This window comes from Labrenzia sp. THAF82, from assembly GCF_009363435.1.
Classification (GTDB): Bacteria; Pseudomonadota; Alphaproteobacteria; order Rhizobiales; family Stappiaceae; genus Roseibium; species Roseibium porphyridii.
The window spans coordinates 5,738,770-5,753,371 of record NZ_CP045354.1; the positions used below are offsets into that span (position 1 = coordinate 5,738,770).

The following is a 14,602-nucleotide window of genomic DNA, read 5'->3' on the forward strand; positions in this document are numbered from 1 at the left end:
TAGTCAGCTTTTGCGCCAATAGCTGTTTGGCAACGGCCCGTGGCGGTTTGCGTCTGACTGACTTGGAACAAACCCCAAGAAGACCACCATGAGCACGTTCAAAATGGGTACGAAGATCAGCAATGCGAGGAACCCGCTTTGACCGATGTCTTGCAGCCGCTTGATCACAAGTGCCAACTCGAACCATTGCAACACGAAAAAGAGAATTGGAAACAGCGCATTTGATTCCGCAAAGGCAGCTGGCGATACCGTTTCAGGCGTGATTTCGACAAGCGAGGAAATCCACCAAAGCCGGATGGCGATGCCGATGATGATCCACACCAGCGCAAAGCTGAGCCAATAGGGTTCCCGTCCCATACGCCCGATTGGACTTAACAGTGCCCAGATCGGGCCGGGGGTTATGTTAGCGCTCCGCGGAGGGGTGTTCATTCAGTGCCGCTTTCATTGATCGTTCTGGCAAGGAGGTAGACGCATAAGCTGCCCGGATCAAGCTCTGTCATGCGATCCTGCTGCGGCATTTCCGAGGCCGTCGCCGATCCGCAGGCAAAGAAATGTCGATCAGGGGAATAACGCGAGGGAAATTTTATGGATTTTGCTGATCGGGCATGTCTAAGTTGTAGGCATAACAGTCAGAGCCACCGAGGGGGTATGCTTATGACCGGCGTCTGGAAAGCCAAAATAACATCTTGTGCACTCACACTTTTTCTCACCATCGCTCTTTTTACCAGTTTACCGGCACACGCCCAGGACACAGCCTCGTCGCTGCCTGAACCACTGCAGCCAACGGCGATGGAAAAACTCGTTTCGGATCTCGACCCCGAGCAGGTGGAAGCCCTCACCGATCTGATGCTGCTGTTGCAAGAAAGTGCCGCCAACAAGACCTCGGTCACATCACTGGGTGAACCTCAACCAAGTCTGCTCGAGCAGCTTCAATCAGCGTTCAGCGGATTCGGTGACATGGTCCTGGGTCACTTCAAAAACCTTCCGTCTCTCTTTACCGGTCTCTTTGCAGGCATCGCGGCGCTGCTCGCAGGATCCGTCGGAGGTCCTATTCATATCCTGATCGGCTCTATCGCGCTGATCCTCGCCGCAGGCTTTGCCGCAGAGTTTCTGGTCAACCGCCTTACCGCCGCCCGGCGCGACAAAATCCAGGCACGGTCACCGGAAAGTCTTTTTGAAACCGTGAAGCTGGTGTCGACGCGTGCAGGGCTCGATCTCGGCGGCTTGCTGGTTTTTGCAATCGTGGCCGTAATCGTTGCGCGCGCGGCCGTCTTTGATCCGGCCACGCGCAGCGTTGCCTTGCAAGCCGTTTTCTGGATCGTCTTCCTGCCGCGCCTCGTAGCCGCACTATTGCGTTTCGCACTCGCGCCACACAGAAGCGAGTTGCGCCTCGTGACCGCAGACGACGAAACAGCCAAGTCGCTTTACCGCAGCTTCACCACACTCTTTGCCGTGGTCGGCGTTGCCTTTTTCCTGCGCAACATCATGCAGGTCGCAGGGCAAGATGCCGGTGGAACCTTCCGCTTTTTTGTCGGTTTCGGTGTCAACGCCTGGATCATTGCCGTGATCTGGAAAGCGCGTCACGGATTGACCAACATCATCCTTGGCGATGACGGCGACGCGACGTCCGGCCTGGAACGCATGGCCCGGTTCTGGCCGTATTTTTCCATGGCCTTTATCGCCTTCAACTGGCTTCTTGTTCAGTTCACAGCCAGCATGGGTGTCGAAGCCCTCACCGCTGGTCGCTCGCTGGCCGTAATCGCGCTTGTGGTCTTTGCACCTTTCCTTGACACGATGGTGCGCGGCATTGTCTCTCATGTCGTGCCCCCCATGCAGGGTGACGGACCGGTCGCCGAGGCCGCACACATGCAGACCCGGCACAGCTATGTTCGCATTGCCCGTGTCGCACTCCTTGCATTCCTAGTTCTCATGGTCGGCCGCATTTACGGTCTCAACCTTCTGGCACTCGGTGCCAATGACGGGTCGGCCGTTGCGCGCAACAGCGTCATCTTTCTGCTGATCCTTGCCGCGGGCTATCTCGCCTGGGAGATCACCAATCTCTGGGTTGCTCATCAGTTGGCCAAGGACTCGCCGCCGGCCCAGTCGGAAGATGACGACGCCGAAATGGGAGGAGCCGGTAAGTCGCGCACAGCAACCATCCTGCCGCTCATCCGGATTATCCTGCAGATCACCATTTTGGTCCTGACGGCATTGCTGGCCCTCAGTCAGCTCGGCATCAACATCACACCGCTTCTGGCGGGTGCAGGTGTCGTAGGTCTTGCGGTCGGGTTTGGCGCACAGACACTGGTCAAGGACGTGGTCTCGGGCATCTTCTTCCTGATGGACGATGCATTCCGTCTTGGCGAGTTCATCGACACCGGCGGAACCCAGGGTTCCATCGAGAAGATCTCGATCCGCTCGCTGCAACTGCGCGGTACGCGCGGCGCGGTTCATATCGTCCCTTACGGCGAGATTCCGAAACTCACCAACCTCTCCCGCGACTGGGTGATCATGAAGCTGAAATTCACCGTGCCCTTCGATACGGACGTTGAAAAGGTGCGCAAGCTCTTCAAGCGGATCGGCCAGGACATCATGGAGATGGAGGAGTTCAAAGAAGACATTCTGGCACCTTTCAAAGGCCAGGGCGTTGCCGATGTCGACGATGTCGGCATCGTCGTGCGCGGCAAGTTCACCACGAAACCCGGCAAGCAGTTCGGTGTGCGCAAGGAGATCTACAAACGCGTCCAACAGGTCTTTGAGGAAAACGGCATCCAGTTTGCCCGCAAGGAAGTGCGTGTACAGCTACCCGAAAACACGGACCTGGACGACAAGCAGAAGGAAGCCGTCGCCGCCGGTGCCGCAGCCGCCGCTGCCACGGAAACGAAACCCGCAGCACAATAGCGCAGCGGGTTCAAGGCAGCCCAATTCTCGGACTGTAGCGACAGCAGCGTTTGTTCGAACCAAACTGGTCACCAATTCAGGATCTGCAATTGGTGACCTATGCCTCAGAATGCCCATGCGACGTTTGATGCGGTCGCGTTAGGGTCAAATTCTGTCGACAACTTTGAAGCCGGATGCAGCCTGTTGTATTTTGGGAAAAAGCGTCAAAACAAAACTTCTAGCCGGTTATCTGCAGAGAGATCGATATCTTTTCGTATGTGCTGGTGATGCACATTTTCAGTTTCGACATTTGAGCTGGCTGCAGAAGCAAATTCTGAGAGCTTAAGAGTCCAAACGAAGTATTCTAAGAGACTTGGAGAGTATCCGGCAAAGCGCGTTTTCGACAGGCGTCTGATTGCTGCGCGACGGGATAAGCAGGCCGATTTTCAGGTCCTTCAAGAAGTTCGACTTCAAGTGAATATAACGCAGTTTTCCTGCTTCGATTTCATCCAGAAAACCGATCTTGGAATAGAGCCCAATGCCATGACCCTTCAAGATCATCGACCTTGCGAGCGGAAGCGAATTCGTGAAACAGGCCGTCTTGAGCGGGATGGTATTGTCGGCAAGAGCAAGATTGACCAGGGATCGTTCCGACAGCGCGTCGTAGGACCGTATTAAAGGAAATGGGATGAGATCTTCGATTTCCAGCGCATCGCGTTCTGCAAGCGGGTGGTCGTTGTTCAGTATCGCGCCAATCGGTGCAGATTTCTCAGTGTGCACGCGGACACCGGGGTGCAGGTCATTGCTAAATGAAATGCCGATCCCCGCCTCTCCTTCCGCAACGGCCCGGACAATGTTGTCCGGCTGAGCCGTGCGGATCGTATAGGTGATGCTCGGATAGTCACGGGAAAATTGATCAATCGTTGAAGGCAACAAACTGAGCGCTACAGAGTCCAAGGATGCAATATCGATGTGCCCTGCGCGCATCTCTCGAATGTCGGCGACGACATGCATGATCTTTTCATAGTCGAAGATTGTTTGTCGGCAGTGTTCCAGCACGACAGCACCAGCCGCTGTCAACTCAACACCTTCTGCATGCCTGTCAAACAATCTGACCCCCAATCGTTCTTCGATATCAAGGATCTTGCGATTAACGGAGGACGAGGACACGTGCAGAACAGCTGCAGCCCGCCGGATCGATCCTTGCCGAGCGACTTCATCAAAATAGCTCAAAAACTTGCTGTGCATTCGAGGAGGTCCTTAGGTGATGCAAAAAAGGCATCGCTATGCGCCGAAACAAATTCTATTCGCAGCGCTAACGCTCCGTCTAGGCTGAAAAGAAAACTGGGAGATACAAAAATTACCTACCAGGAGACGGGAAACATGACGAACAGGGGACTAAACCGCCGGCATCTTCTTCAGGGATTTGGCACAGCCGCAGGATTGGCGGCAACGGGAACATTTCTTTCAATCGGCCCTTCAACGGCAGCCGACTTCAAAATCAAGATGCAACTCGGCTGGCTTGCATCCAACGGTATTCTCGGCGAAGTGATGGCCGACAAACTTGGCTATTTCGCCGAGGAGGGGCTCGAACTGGAAATTGTTCCTGGCGGCCCAAACATTGATGGTGTGGCTTCGGTTGCTTCGGGCGCGAACAACTTCGGTTCGATTTCGTCCTCTCCGTCTCTGATGCTGGCGCGCTCCGCGGGACTGCCGATCAAATGTGTCGCGGCTGGCTATCAGCAACACCCCTTCACTTACTTCTCCATGGAAGCCAATCCGGTGCGCAAACCGGAAGACTTGATAGGCAAGAAGGTGGCTACTCAAGGAACCGCACGCATCCTTCTGCGCGCGCTCCTGGCCAAAAACGGCATTGACGAGAGCCAGGTTGAAGTCTCAGTCATGGGCGGTGACATGGCGCCGCTCAAGGTTGGGCAGGTCGACGTGGCAACCGGGTGGCAAACCAATGTTGGCGCGCTCTCCGTGCTTGGAGACGAGCGCGTGGATATGAAACTCTGGGATGCCGGTATCCAGCTCTACGCAAATCCCTACTACACGACCGACAGCGTACTGCAGGAAAACAGCGACAAAATCGTCGGTGCTATTCGGGCCATCTCAAAGGGATGGGGTGCCGTGTATGAAGATCCGACAGCCGGCGTCGATGCGCTTGTCGAACGGTATCCAAATCTCGACAAGGCCAGCGAAATGAACGCGGTCGACCTCGTCCTTGGTTTCTCCTTCAACGACAAGACGAAGGCTGGCGGCTGGGGCATCATGAGTGCAGATAACTGGCAGGAACAGATCGATACCTACGACAGCCTGGGCCAATTCACCAACGGTGCGCCGGAACTGTCAGACATCATGACGTTGGACATTCTGGAAGCCACCAAAGATGTCCGTCCAACATTTGGCTAAGGTTGCGGCCGTTGAGCCGCAACAGGATTTGGCAAGCCGCGAGATTGCGGCCTGCCTCTCCCACGCTTCGGTGAAATTCGGACGTTTCACTGCCCTTGAAGACATCAGCCTGGAAATCGGCGAAGGCGAATTCTGGACAATATTGGGACCATCAGGATGCGGTAAATCAACCATGTTGAGGTTGGTGTCCGACTTGGTCCCTGCTGCAAAAGGCAATGTTGAGATTCTCGGCAAAACCACTGAAGAGGCAAGGTTGGCTCGGGAATTCGCCTTTGTTTTCCAGGACGCAACCTTGTTGCCTTGGCGCAGTGCGATCGAAAACGTGCAATTGCCGCTGGAAATTGGCCGCAAGCGGGGCGTTCAACTACCCAAATCTGACAAGAGTCCAAGCGAGCTTCTGGAACTTGTCGGATTGAAGGGCCGTGAGGATGCGTTGCCCCATGAGCTTTCCGGAGGCATGCGTCAACGCGTTGCGATCGCGCGCGCATTGGTTTGCAAACCAAAGCTCTTACTGATGGACGAACCCTTCGGCGCGCTTGATGAAATGACGCGCGATCATCTGAACATTCAGCTGCGTGACATATGGCGGGAAACAGGCGTCACCATTTTGTTCGTGACACACTCGATACCCGAAGCTGTCTTCCTCGGACAAAAGGTCTTGATGCTGCGCGCCAACCCTGGCCGGGTCAAGGAGGTTGTCGACATCGACCTGCCGGATGGACGTCAGATCGCCTTGCGTGAGACACCGGAGTTCAACCGCTATTGCGGGCAGCTTCGGCAACTTCTGGAGGACTGCTGATGTCCCTGGTTCAGATATCTCTGGATGCTGACGAAGAAAGAGCTGAACGGCTGAACGAGATGCGCAAACGCGCGGGCAACGTTGCCATTCCGCTCGGCACTGCAGTTTCATTGTTGCTGATTTGGCAACTCGGTGTCCGGTTGTTTGAAGTTCCGACCTATATCGCGCCTGCACCGACAGATGTTTTGGCTGTGTTTGTGAACGAATTTTCGCTGCTTCTGCGAAACTTCTGGCCGACTTTGATCGAAAGCCTGTCAGGGTTTGTCGTGGGGAACTTGGCAGCGATCCTGATTGCAGTTGCATTTGTTCACAGCCGGACCGTCGAAAGGGCCTTCTTCCCGATTGCCGTCTTCATCAACACGATCCCGATCCTGGCCATTGCGCCGATCCTGGTCTTGATTTTCGGTGCGGGCATGACTGCCAAGGTGGTGATTGCCGCTTTGATCTGCTTCTTCCCAACCTTGGTCAATATGGTTCGGGGATTGCAAGCCGTATCCCCTCAGACCTTGGAGTTGGCCAGGATATTGTCGGCATCCAAGGCAGAAGTGTTCTGGAAGATGAGACTGCCGTCATCGCTTCCATTTTTGTTTTCAGCGCTGAAGATCGCGGCAACAACCTGCGTGATTGGTGCAATCGTTGGCGAATGGATCGGGGCTGATGTCGGCCTCGGTGCGTTGATAATCGACAGCACGTTCAATTTCCGTTCTCCGCTTCTATACGCAACCGTTTTCGTTTCCTCGGGCCTGTCGGTGCTGCTGTTCACTGCCGTTTCGGTCACAGAGAAACTCGTCATTCGCTGGTAGCTGCTCGAAGCATCAGCTGTTCAGAATGTGAAACAAGGAACAAGCTTATGACAGAACGTCATACAACAACCGTACAGGTGGAAGGGGCGCAACTCCCCGTGGTTGCAGACTGTGATGTCGTCGTGATTGGCGCAGGCCCTGCCGGTCATGCCGCAGCGGTGTCTGCCGCGCGCAACGGTGCGTCCGTCACCCTACTTGAGCGCTATCACCACTTGGGCGGCATGGCCTCCGGCGGAATGGTGCTTGTGCTCGACGATATGGTCAACGAAGGCAACGAGATCGTCACCACCGGAATTGTGAGCGAATTTGTGGAGCGGATGGAGCGTCAGGACGCTGCTGTGTATCCACCGCCAGAAGAATGTCAAACCAATTGGGACGCTTGGCAAAAATGGTCCCGCTGGGGCTGCATCGATTTTCACAAGGCCATGATGCCTCAGCCGATCATTCACGCCGTCGCTTTTGACCCCGATGCATGGAAGCGCGTCAGCCTGGATATGGTTGTCGAAGCAAAGGTCAACCTGCGAACGCACAGCTGGTTTTCCGATGTATTGATGGAAGGCGGCCGCATCACAGGCGTTATCGCTCAGACCAAATTGGGCCGTCAGGCCATTCGCGCACGGTATGTGGTCGACGCAACCGGTGATTTGGACGTGGGTGTTGCTGCTGGGGCGACATACACCACCGGTCAGTACATTGTTACGACAGTGTTCCGCATGGCCAATGTCGACACGGACAAGGCGATCGCATTCGAATTCTCCGACCCGGAAGAATACAAGCGCCTTGATCGTGAGGCCCGTCGCCGGATCGGTGGTGCTTGGGGTATGTGGTGGCTGAAAACACCTCTCCCGGGCATTGTCTGGTGCAATTGCCCGCATATGCCCGGATACGACGGTTTGTCCGTGGAAGATATGGTGACTTCCGAGATCGAGGGCCGCGAACGCATGATGAAACTTCATCAGTTCGCAAAGGAGAATATTCCCGGCTTTGAGAATGCAACCATGTTGGGTGCTGCTGAGCAGATGGGCATCCGTCAGACGCGGCTCCTGCAGGGAGAGTATGTCGTCAGCAAAGACGATGTGAAGTCACGGCGGTATTTTGAGGACACGGTGTGCCGAGGCAGAGATTACTACACGCCCTACCGCGCCCTGCTGCCGAAAGGCATCGACAACTTGATCGTTGCCGGCCGCCACTACTCCGTTGAAAGCGACGCACAAAAACTCTCGCGCGAGATTCCGCCCTGCATGGCACAGGGAGAGGCGGCTGGCATTGCGGCGGCCTTGGCCCTGAATGGCGACATCCCGCTCCGCGCCGTTGACTACAAGGCAATCCAAAAACAAATGCGCTCTCAAGGCGCAGATCCGGGAGACAGACCGTCGCCAAATGCACTGATCGAAGATCCGGTAGCGGCGGAATAACAGAGGCTCAAATGTCAGAGAAAACCATGCCGCTCAATGGCATCCGCGTCATCGATTTCACACAAGTCATGCTAGGTCCCTGCGCGACACAGACATTGGGTGACCTGGGCGCCGATGTCATCAAGGTTGAACGTCCCGGTGCAGGCGATCTCAGCCGTGGCTTTTACGGAAAGCATACGGAAGAAGCGATGAACAATGCGGTTTTTGCCTCGCTGAACCGCAACAAGCGATCAGTCGAAATTGACACCAAGTCGGCGGAAGGGCGGCAGCAAGTTCTGGACCTGGTGAAGACAGCTGATGTTGTTGTCGACAACTTCCGGGCGGGCGTAATGGATCGCCTCGGCTTTGGCTATGCGGCGTTGTCAAAGCTAAATCCGAGGATTATTTGCGCGTCCGGAACGGGTTTCGGTTCGAGTGGTCCTTACGCACATAAAGGCGGGCAGGATGTGCTGGCGCAAGCCATGACTGGCGTTATGGAAAAGACGCAGGACCCGTCGATACCGAAATCCATCTACCCAACCACCTTGTGCGATTATTCGGCGGGCATGCATCTTGTCCAGGGAATCCTGGCAGCGTTGCTGATGCGGGACAAGACCGGCCACGGTCAGAAGGTCGAGGTATCGCTCTATGACAGCATGATCGCGATGCAGATGCAGGAAGCAGCACAGTGGTCCAAGCATAGAGAAGTGTTGAACTGGGCCGCCATGCCTCTTACCGGCGTCTTCGATACGGCTGATGGAGCGATTGTCATTGTCGGAGCATTCAAGGCCAATCCGCTGCAAGACATTTGCACCGCACTTGAGATCGAAGATCTGTCGCCGGAGTATCCGACGCTCGACGTTCAACGCCAGCACAAGCCGTTTCTGCAGCAGCGCTTCCGTGACGCCATTGCCGAAAACACTTCGGCCTATTGGCTCGAACGGCTTGAGGAGCAGGACCTTCTTTGCGCACCGGTCCGTTCCCTTGGGGAAGCGCTTGCTGATCCGCAGACAAAAATCAACGGGATGCTGCACGAAGTCCAGCACCCGGTTCTCGGCGACATCACATTAACAGGTTCACCCGTACACCTGAGTGACGCACCGGTTCTCATCCGCCATCTTCCGCCCCGGTTGGGCGAGCATACTGAAGAAGTGCTGCAGGAACTGGCAGTGCTCCTGGCCCAAGAGGCGGCTGAATGAGCATCGAATTCAACGTCGAAGGGCATGTTGCAAGGGTCACAATCAACCGGCCCGAAAGCATGAATGCGGTTGATTTGGCAAGCCATTCAAGGCTCGGTGAGATCTGGACCGAAGTGGAGGCCAACCCGGATATTCGTTGTGCTGTTCTGACGGGCGCCGGCACGAGGTCTTTTTGCGCCGGCGCGGATCTGAAAGAAAACACCGGGATGACTGGTGTTGAATATTGGAAGAGCATCAGTGATGCCGGATTTTCCGGGATTGCACTCCGCGAGATGACGACGCCGGTGATCGCACGGGTCAATGGTTTGGCGCTCGGCGGTGGTTTGGAAATGGTGCTCGGGTGCGACATCGTGGTAGCCGCAAGCACCGCCCGGTTTGGTTTGCCCGAAGCCAGAGTTGGTCGTGTGCCCTTGGATGGTGGCATGGTGCTGTTGCCACGGATCCTGCCGCGAAATATCGCCATGGGCATGATGATGACCGGCCGTTTGATCCCGGCTGCGGAGATTGCATCCCACGGTTTGATCAATTCGGTGGTGGAACCAGGAGAGCTTGATGCAGAAGTCGAACTCTGGGTCGAGGATGTCTTAAGTTGCGCACCGCTTAGTCTGAAAGCCATCAAAGCTGTGTCCCGGCAAACGTCTCATTTGCCGGTCCAGGATGCTTTCCGATATCCGGCGCAAGAGTTGGAAGCCGCACTCGTGTCCGATGATGCTGATGAGGGTGTCGCCGCATTCCGTGCGAAAAGGCCGGCCGTCTGGAGGGGACGTTGAAACAATGACCCTTGTCATCACCAGCACCTGCATTGACGTCAAGGATGGAATTTGCACCACAGCATGCCCGGTTGACTGCATCTACGAAGGCGAACGGATGTTCTACATCCACCCGACCGAATGCATTGAGTGTGGCATGTGCGAAAGCATCTGCCCTGTGGATGCCATTCGATATGCAGATGAAGTCGAGGAAAGTCAGAGGCCGTTCCTGGCGTTGAATGAGGCAGCCTTTCACGACGCCACAGGAGCTGTGAGTGAACCCGGCGGATGGAGCAAGGGGGACAAGCCGCTCCGAGACCCTCCCAGTCTCGCAGTGCTCGCCAAACAATACATCAAAGAAGGAGTGGCTTGATGCAAGGCGTGATTGCAGCTGTTCCCACACCAGTGGATAGTGGCATGAAGCCGTTGAAAGCGCCCTTTCTGGAGCACTGCAAGTGGGCGCTGGAAAACGGTTGCGACGGTCTCAACATTCTCGGGTCGACCGGAGAAGCCAATTCGTTTGACGTAGGCAGCCGCAGCCAGGTTATGGCGTGGGCCGCCGAGGCTGTTCCACATACCAAGCTCATGGTCGGTACGGGCACTCCCTCGCTGGCCGAAACCATCGGTCTGACGATCAAGGCCGACGATCTGGGCTACCCGGTCGCTCTGGTGTTGCCACCATACTATTACAAGCCGTTGAGCAACCTTGGTCTGAAAGCCTGGTACTTGGCGCTTCATGAGGCTTTGGGCGAGCGCTCAATACAAATCTATTTCTATAACTTCCCGCAAATGACGGGCCTCACCCTTCCTGTTGAAATGATTGCCGAATTGGCTTTGAACCTGCCGGATCGGTTCACCGGGATCAAGGATTCTTCGGGTGATCTGGCCTATTGCCGCGCGATTGTCGCAGCCGCACCTTTTCTCAAGGTGTTTCCCAGCTCCGAAACAGCGCTGCAAACTGCAGGGGATGATGGTTTTGCGGGCTGCATATCGGCAAGCGTTAACGTGACCGCACCCCTTGCCGCGCAGGTTTGGGCAGATCGTGCGAAACCCTCTGAAACGGTTTGTACGGAAATTGCAAGACAAAGAGGCTTAATCGCAGGCCCAGCGCTGATCCCGACCATCAAGTATCTAGTCGCTGAGCGATCCGGAAATTTGCAATGGCAGCGCGTGCTTCCGCCATTCGTAGCCCTGGATGCAAAGACAGGCCAGGATCTGCACCAGGAGCTTGACCGGAGTGCATCTGATTTATGAAAGAGCTGATCTGGACAAAGCGCTTCATGACGCTTTGCAATCATATCGCGGAGTGGTCTGAGGACCCGGATTTTCAGGTCGGATGCGTGATCATCTCGCCTGAGGGGCATGAGATCCGGTCGACCGGTTACAATGGCTTTGCCCGTGGTGTCAAATCTGATCAACCCGCACGCTATGACCGCAAAAGCGGCGAGAAGTTTTTCTGGTTCGAACATGCCGAGCGCAATGCGATTTACAATGCAGCCCGTTCGGGTGTCTCTCTTGCCGGCTGCACACTCTACGTCAACCGGTTTCCCTGCGCGGATTGCGGACGGGCGATCATTCAGGCCGGCATTCCCCATATCGTTGCACCGCCTATCCCGGTAGCAGATGGTGCGCTCGATTACAGCTTTCAGGTTTCGCAGCAAATGCTGTGTGAAGCCGGTGTTCAAATTACCGAATTCGAGTGAGGTTCTCATATGGTAAAAACGCAGTCGCTGGTCGCTGGAGAGTGGCTCACATCGGACACGGTGTTTTCCAATGAACCCGCGAGTGGAACGGCGGATCAGTTCGCCCAGGGTACGCCTGAGATGATCAACCGGGCATGTGAGGCAGCGGAAGAGGCATTCTGGAGTTATGGCTCCTTGCCTCGAACTGAACGCGCTGCCTTCCTGCGCAACGTGGCCACTCAAGTTGACGCGCTCGGTGGTGCAATCACGGCGATGGGCACCAAAGAGACCGGACTGCCGGAAGCCCGGCTGGAGGGTGAGCGGGGCCGTACGGTCGCGCAAATCCGCTTGTTTGCGGATCACATTGAAGCCGGTGACTATCTCGACGAGCGTCACGAAGCAGCATTACCTGACCGCTCGCCTCTACCACGTCCGGACCTTAGGCTCATTCAACGGCCCGTCGGACCGGTTGGCATCTTCGGTGCCTCAAACTTTCCGCTCGCATTTTCAGTTGCAGGTGGCGATACAGCCTCCGCTCTGGCTGCGGGCTGTCCGGTTGTGGTGAAAGGACACCCTGCGCATCCGGGACTTTCCTCCCTGATCGCGCAGGCGTTTGATGTTGCGATTAGAACGTCGGGTGTTCACCCCGGTGTCTTCAGCATGGTTCATGACGGTGGTCGGATTGTTGGGGAGACTCTCGTCAAACATCCTCTGATCTCCGCCATCGGCTTTACCGGTTCTCTACGCGGAGGGCGTGCACTTTTCGACCTGTGTGCGCAGCGGCCGATCCCGATCCCGTTCTTTGGAGAATTGGGATCCACGAATCCGATGTTCATCTTGCCGGAGGCTCTGGCCAATCGGGCAGACGCCATCGCCCGGAATTGGGCGGGGTCGTTGACGCAAGGGTGCGGCCAGTTCTGCACCAATCCGGGCATTGTTGTTCTTACGGCAGGCGAGCGGGCGGAGGCCTTCACAGAAGCGGCGACTGAGGCACTTGGCGCTGTCGACGCCCAGACCATGCTGACCAGCGGGATCGCCTCCGTCTTCGCCGAGGGACGGAAGCAGTTCTGCTCGCACACGGCAACGGCTGTTCTGATTTCTGCAGAAGATCGCGCCCGTGAAGCGTCCCCTTGTCTCCTGTCCACGTCCGCAGAGACCTGGCTGGAGAGCGAAGATCTGGGAGAGGAGGTATTCGGGCCGCTCGGTCTCCTTGTTGTTGCGCGGGATATGGATGAAATGCTGGCTGTTGCAAAGAAACTTCAAGGTCAACTCACTGCCACGCTTCACATGGATGCGGGTGATACGTCCAGCGCCCTGAAATTGCTGCCTATTCTGGAGCGTAAAGCAGGCCGCGTGCTCGCAAACGGATTCCCGACCGGCGTTGAAGTTTGCGACGCGATGGTCCATGGCGGGCCATACCCAGCCTCAACGAATTTTGGTGCAACGTCAGTGGGCACTCTTGCAATCCGTCGTTTTTTGCGACCGGTCTGCTATCAAAACATTCCAGCTGATATCCTGCCGCTAGATCTCCAAAACTGACATACCGCTTTGGAGGACGGTTCGATAGACGTCGAACGTTCAAGATGGAGACGCGAAACGGTCGTTGGCGCCGACTGTAGTATTTGTTCGATGTCAAACTGGTCACCAATTCAGGATCTGCAATTGGTGACCTATGCCTCAGGGTGGCCATGCGAAGTTCGATATGGGAGCATCAAGCCCATGTTCCAACGGCAATTTTGGGTGCCGTGAGTGGGCTGTCGCGTTTAAGAGAGTTTATTGGAAACAACGTCAACGACTGACCCAAGACCCAAGAATTCCTCAAACTAGTGTAGAGCCCGTTGCAATTAGGAGAGGGACGGAATGAAGCTTTCAAGGTTCGCAGAGGAAAAGATCATCGGCATTTTGCGGCACCAGGAAAGCGGCCAGAAGACGGCTGACGTTTACGGACGGCACAGCATTTTGGCGGCAACCTTCCATTAAATACAAAGCAAAACTCGGCCAAACCCCAATGTTAGTGCGTGCGACCGCTGGCCCAATCTGCCAGCTGCAAAGACAAAGCTCCTAAATTTTGCAATTTAACAAACAACAACCCCCGTCATGTGGCATGAGTTCATGCCGCATTAGCTCGATCGACTCGACATAGTGAAAATCGTTTTTCTTGTAAAATCCAATTGCAGCTTGATTGTCAGCAAACACGATAAGACTGAGCTCATTGTATCCTTCAATAACAGCCTTTTTCTTCGTCTCATCCAACAGGTGCTTGCCGATCCCGCTCCTCCTGTGTTCCGGATAAACTCCAATTGCATCCAGAAAATAGCTGCCTTCAACCTTCGACGAATAGAAATCTGTGAACCGTTCTAATCGGCTTTCAGGCAAAAACTCTCTGAGTTCACTGGTAATTCGATGAAACTCAGCTGGATATGACATAGCCATTCCAATAATTTTGTCTTCGCATTCAGCAACAATAGTGCTTCGAAAAGTGTGCGGATATACATCCCGTTTGAGTCCATTGGACAAAACTTCAGTAGCGGTCATGTTGGGCACAAGATCCCGAAAAAGATACTCTACCGCGCCATCAGATGCCATGTAGCTCAGCTCTGCGATTTCTTGACAGTCTTTTTCTTGACCTTGCCTATAATTCACATTCCGCATTTCCGTCCTCATTTCGACATAGCAAAAAT

14 protein-coding genes are annotated in these 14,602 nt (G+C 55.3%); 11 read left to right on the forward strand and 3 right to left on the reverse strand.

Going from position 1 to position 14,602, the window contains the following annotated elements; translation table 11 throughout:
• Positions 1 to 3: 3 nt before the first annotated feature.
• Positions 4 to 429, reverse strand: coding sequence for a DUF805 domain-containing protein (locus FIV00_RS26360; RefSeq protein ID WP_209006717.1), 426 nt, complete (start codon positions 427 to 429; stop codon positions 4 to 6).
• 360 nt (positions 430 to 789) lie between these two features.
• Here FIV00_RS26360 and FIV00_RS26365 point away from each other — a divergent pair, with 360 nt between their 5' ends.
• Positions 790 to 2,901 (forward strand): mechanosensitive ion channel family protein, encoded by a 2,112-nt coding sequence (locus FIV00_RS26365; RefSeq protein ID WP_209006718.1) that lies wholly within the window; start codon positions 790 to 792, stop codon positions 2,899 to 2,901.
• A 321-nt stretch (positions 2,902 to 3,222) separates the two neighbouring features.
• Here the strand turns inward: FIV00_RS26365 and FIV00_RS26370 are convergent, their stop codons facing one another.
• The gene (locus FIV00_RS26370; protein WP_152503495.1) at positions 3,223 to 4,128 is read right to left on the reverse strand and encodes a LysR family transcriptional regulator; all 906 of its coding nucleotides are present in this window, start codon (positions 4,126 to 4,128) and stop codon (positions 3,223 to 3,225) included.
• Positions 4,129 to 4,263: 135 nt separating this feature from the next.
• On the opposite strand from FIV00_RS26370, the gene FIV00_RS26375 reads away from it, so the two are divergent.
• Genes FIV00_RS26375 through FIV00_RS26420 form a run of 10 tightly spaced genes read left to right on the forward strand, consistent with a single transcriptional unit; the run spans position 4,264 to position 13,460 of the window.
• Complete coding sequence (locus FIV00_RS26375; protein ID WP_152503496.1) at positions 4,264 to 5,295, forward strand: ABC transporter substrate-binding protein; 1,032 nt, start codon at positions 4,264 to 4,266, stop codon at positions 5,293 to 5,295.
• A complete protein-coding gene (locus tag FIV00_RS26380; protein ID WP_152503497.1) occupies positions 5,273 to 6,094 on the forward strand; it encodes an ABC transporter ATP-binding protein in 822 nt (273 codons plus the stop codon). Before FIV00_RS26375 ends, FIV00_RS26380 begins: the two co-directional genes overlap by 23 nt.
• A gap of 59 nt (positions 6,095 to 6,153) precedes the next feature.
• Complete coding sequence (locus tag FIV00_RS26385; RefSeq protein WP_247649448.1) at positions 6,154 to 6,897, forward strand: ABC transporter permease; 744 nt, start codon at positions 6,154 to 6,156, stop codon at positions 6,895 to 6,897.
• 47 nt (positions 6,898 to 6,944) lie between these two features.
• Positions 6,945 to 8,312: an FAD-dependent oxidoreductase gene (locus FIV00_RS26390; protein ID WP_152503499.1), complete on the forward strand. Its 1,368-nt coding sequence runs from the start codon at positions 6,945 to 6,947 to the stop codon at positions 8,310 to 8,312.
• 11 nt (positions 8,313 to 8,323) lie between these two features.
• Positions 8,324 to 9,490, forward strand: a complete 1,167-nt coding sequence (locus FIV00_RS26395; protein WP_152503500.1) for a CaiB/BaiF CoA-transferase family protein — start codon at positions 8,324 to 8,326, stop codon at positions 9,488 to 9,490.
• Positions 9,487 to 10,260 (forward strand): enoyl-CoA hydratase-related protein, encoded by a 774-nt coding sequence (locus tag FIV00_RS26400; RefSeq protein WP_152503501.1) that lies wholly within the window; start codon positions 9,487 to 9,489, stop codon positions 10,258 to 10,260. The genes FIV00_RS26395 and FIV00_RS26400 overlap by 4 nt, the downstream gene beginning before the upstream one ends.
• Positions 10,261 to 10,264: 4 nt before the next feature.
• Positions 10,265 to 10,612, forward strand: a complete 348-nt coding sequence (locus FIV00_RS26405) for a ferredoxin family protein (RefSeq protein ID WP_152503502.1) — start codon at positions 10,265 to 10,267, stop codon at positions 10,610 to 10,612.
• A complete protein-coding gene (locus tag FIV00_RS26410) occupies positions 10,612 to 11,493 on the forward strand; it encodes a dihydrodipicolinate synthase family protein (protein WP_152503503.1) in 882 nt (293 codons plus the stop codon). Before FIV00_RS26405 ends, FIV00_RS26410 begins: the two co-directional genes overlap by 1 nt.
• Entirely contained in the window at positions 11,490 to 11,942 is a 453-nt protein-coding gene (locus tag FIV00_RS26415; RefSeq protein WP_152503504.1) for a deaminase, read from the forward strand. The genes FIV00_RS26410 and FIV00_RS26415 overlap by 4 nt, the downstream gene beginning before the upstream one ends.
• Positions 11,943 to 11,951: 9 nt before the next feature.
• On the forward strand, positions 11,952 to 13,460 hold the full coding sequence (locus tag FIV00_RS26420; RefSeq protein ID WP_152503505.1) for an aldehyde dehydrogenase (NADP(+)): 1,509 nt from the start codon (positions 11,952 to 11,954) through the stop codon (positions 13,458 to 13,460).
• A 522-nt stretch (positions 13,461 to 13,982) separates the two neighbouring features.
• On the opposite strand, the gene FIV00_RS26425 is transcribed toward FIV00_RS26420, so the two are convergent.
• Positions 13,983 to 14,573: a GNAT family N-acetyltransferase gene (locus FIV00_RS26425; protein ID WP_152503506.1), complete on the reverse strand. Its 591-nt coding sequence runs from the start codon at positions 14,571 to 14,573 to the stop codon at positions 13,983 to 13,985.
• Between the last annotated feature and the right edge of the window lie 29 nt (positions 14,574 to 14,602).

What these genes read in the sequence shown, in the direction of transcription:
- FIV00_RS26360 (WP_209006717.1), bottom strand. Translation starts at nt 429, where the DNA reads ATGAACACCCCTCCGCGGAGCGCTAACATAACCCCCGGCCCGATCTGG.
- FIV00_RS26365 (WP_209006718.1), top strand. Translation starts at nt 790, where the DNA reads ATGGAAAAACTCGTTTCGGATCTCGACCCCGAGCAGGTGGAAGCCCTC.
- FIV00_RS26370 (WP_152503495.1), bottom strand. Translation starts at nt 4,128, where the DNA reads ATGCACAGCAAGTTTTTGAGCTATTTTGATGAAGTCGCTCGGCAAGGA.
- FIV00_RS26375 (WP_152503496.1), top strand. Translation starts at nt 4,264, where the DNA reads ATGACGAACAGGGGACTAAACCGCCGGCATCTTCTTCAGGGATTTGGC.
- FIV00_RS26380 (WP_152503497.1), top strand. Translation starts at nt 5,273, where the DNA reads ATGTCCGTCCAACATTTGGCTAAGGTTGCGGCCGTTGAGCCGCAACAG.
- FIV00_RS26385 (WP_247649448.1), top strand. Translation starts at nt 6,154, where the DNA reads ATGCGCAAACGCGCGGGCAACGTTGCCATTCCGCTCGGCACTGCAGTT.
- FIV00_RS26390 (WP_152503499.1), top strand. Translation starts at nt 6,945, where the DNA reads ATGACAGAACGTCATACAACAACCGTACAGGTGGAAGGGGCGCAACTC.
- FIV00_RS26395 (WP_152503500.1), top strand. Translation starts at nt 8,324, where the DNA reads ATGTCAGAGAAAACCATGCCGCTCAATGGCATCCGCGTCATCGATTTC.
- FIV00_RS26400 (WP_152503501.1), top strand. Translation starts at nt 9,487, where the DNA reads ATGAGCATCGAATTCAACGTCGAAGGGCATGTTGCAAGGGTCACAATC.
- FIV00_RS26405 (WP_152503502.1), top strand. Translation starts at nt 10,265, where the DNA reads ATGACCCTTGTCATCACCAGCACCTGCATTGACGTCAAGGATGGAATT.
- FIV00_RS26410 (WP_152503503.1), top strand. Translation starts at nt 10,612, where the DNA reads ATGCAAGGCGTGATTGCAGCTGTTCCCACACCAGTGGATAGTGGCATG.
- FIV00_RS26415 (WP_152503504.1), top strand. Translation starts at nt 11,490, where the DNA reads ATGAAAGAGCTGATCTGGACAAAGCGCTTCATGACGCTTTGCAATCAT.
- FIV00_RS26420 (WP_152503505.1), top strand. Translation starts at nt 11,952, where the DNA reads ATGGTAAAAACGCAGTCGCTGGTCGCTGGAGAGTGGCTCACATCGGAC.
- FIV00_RS26425 (WP_152503506.1), bottom strand. Translation starts at nt 14,573, where the DNA reads ATGCGGAATGTGAATTATAGGCAAGGTCAAGAAAAAGACTGTCAAGAA.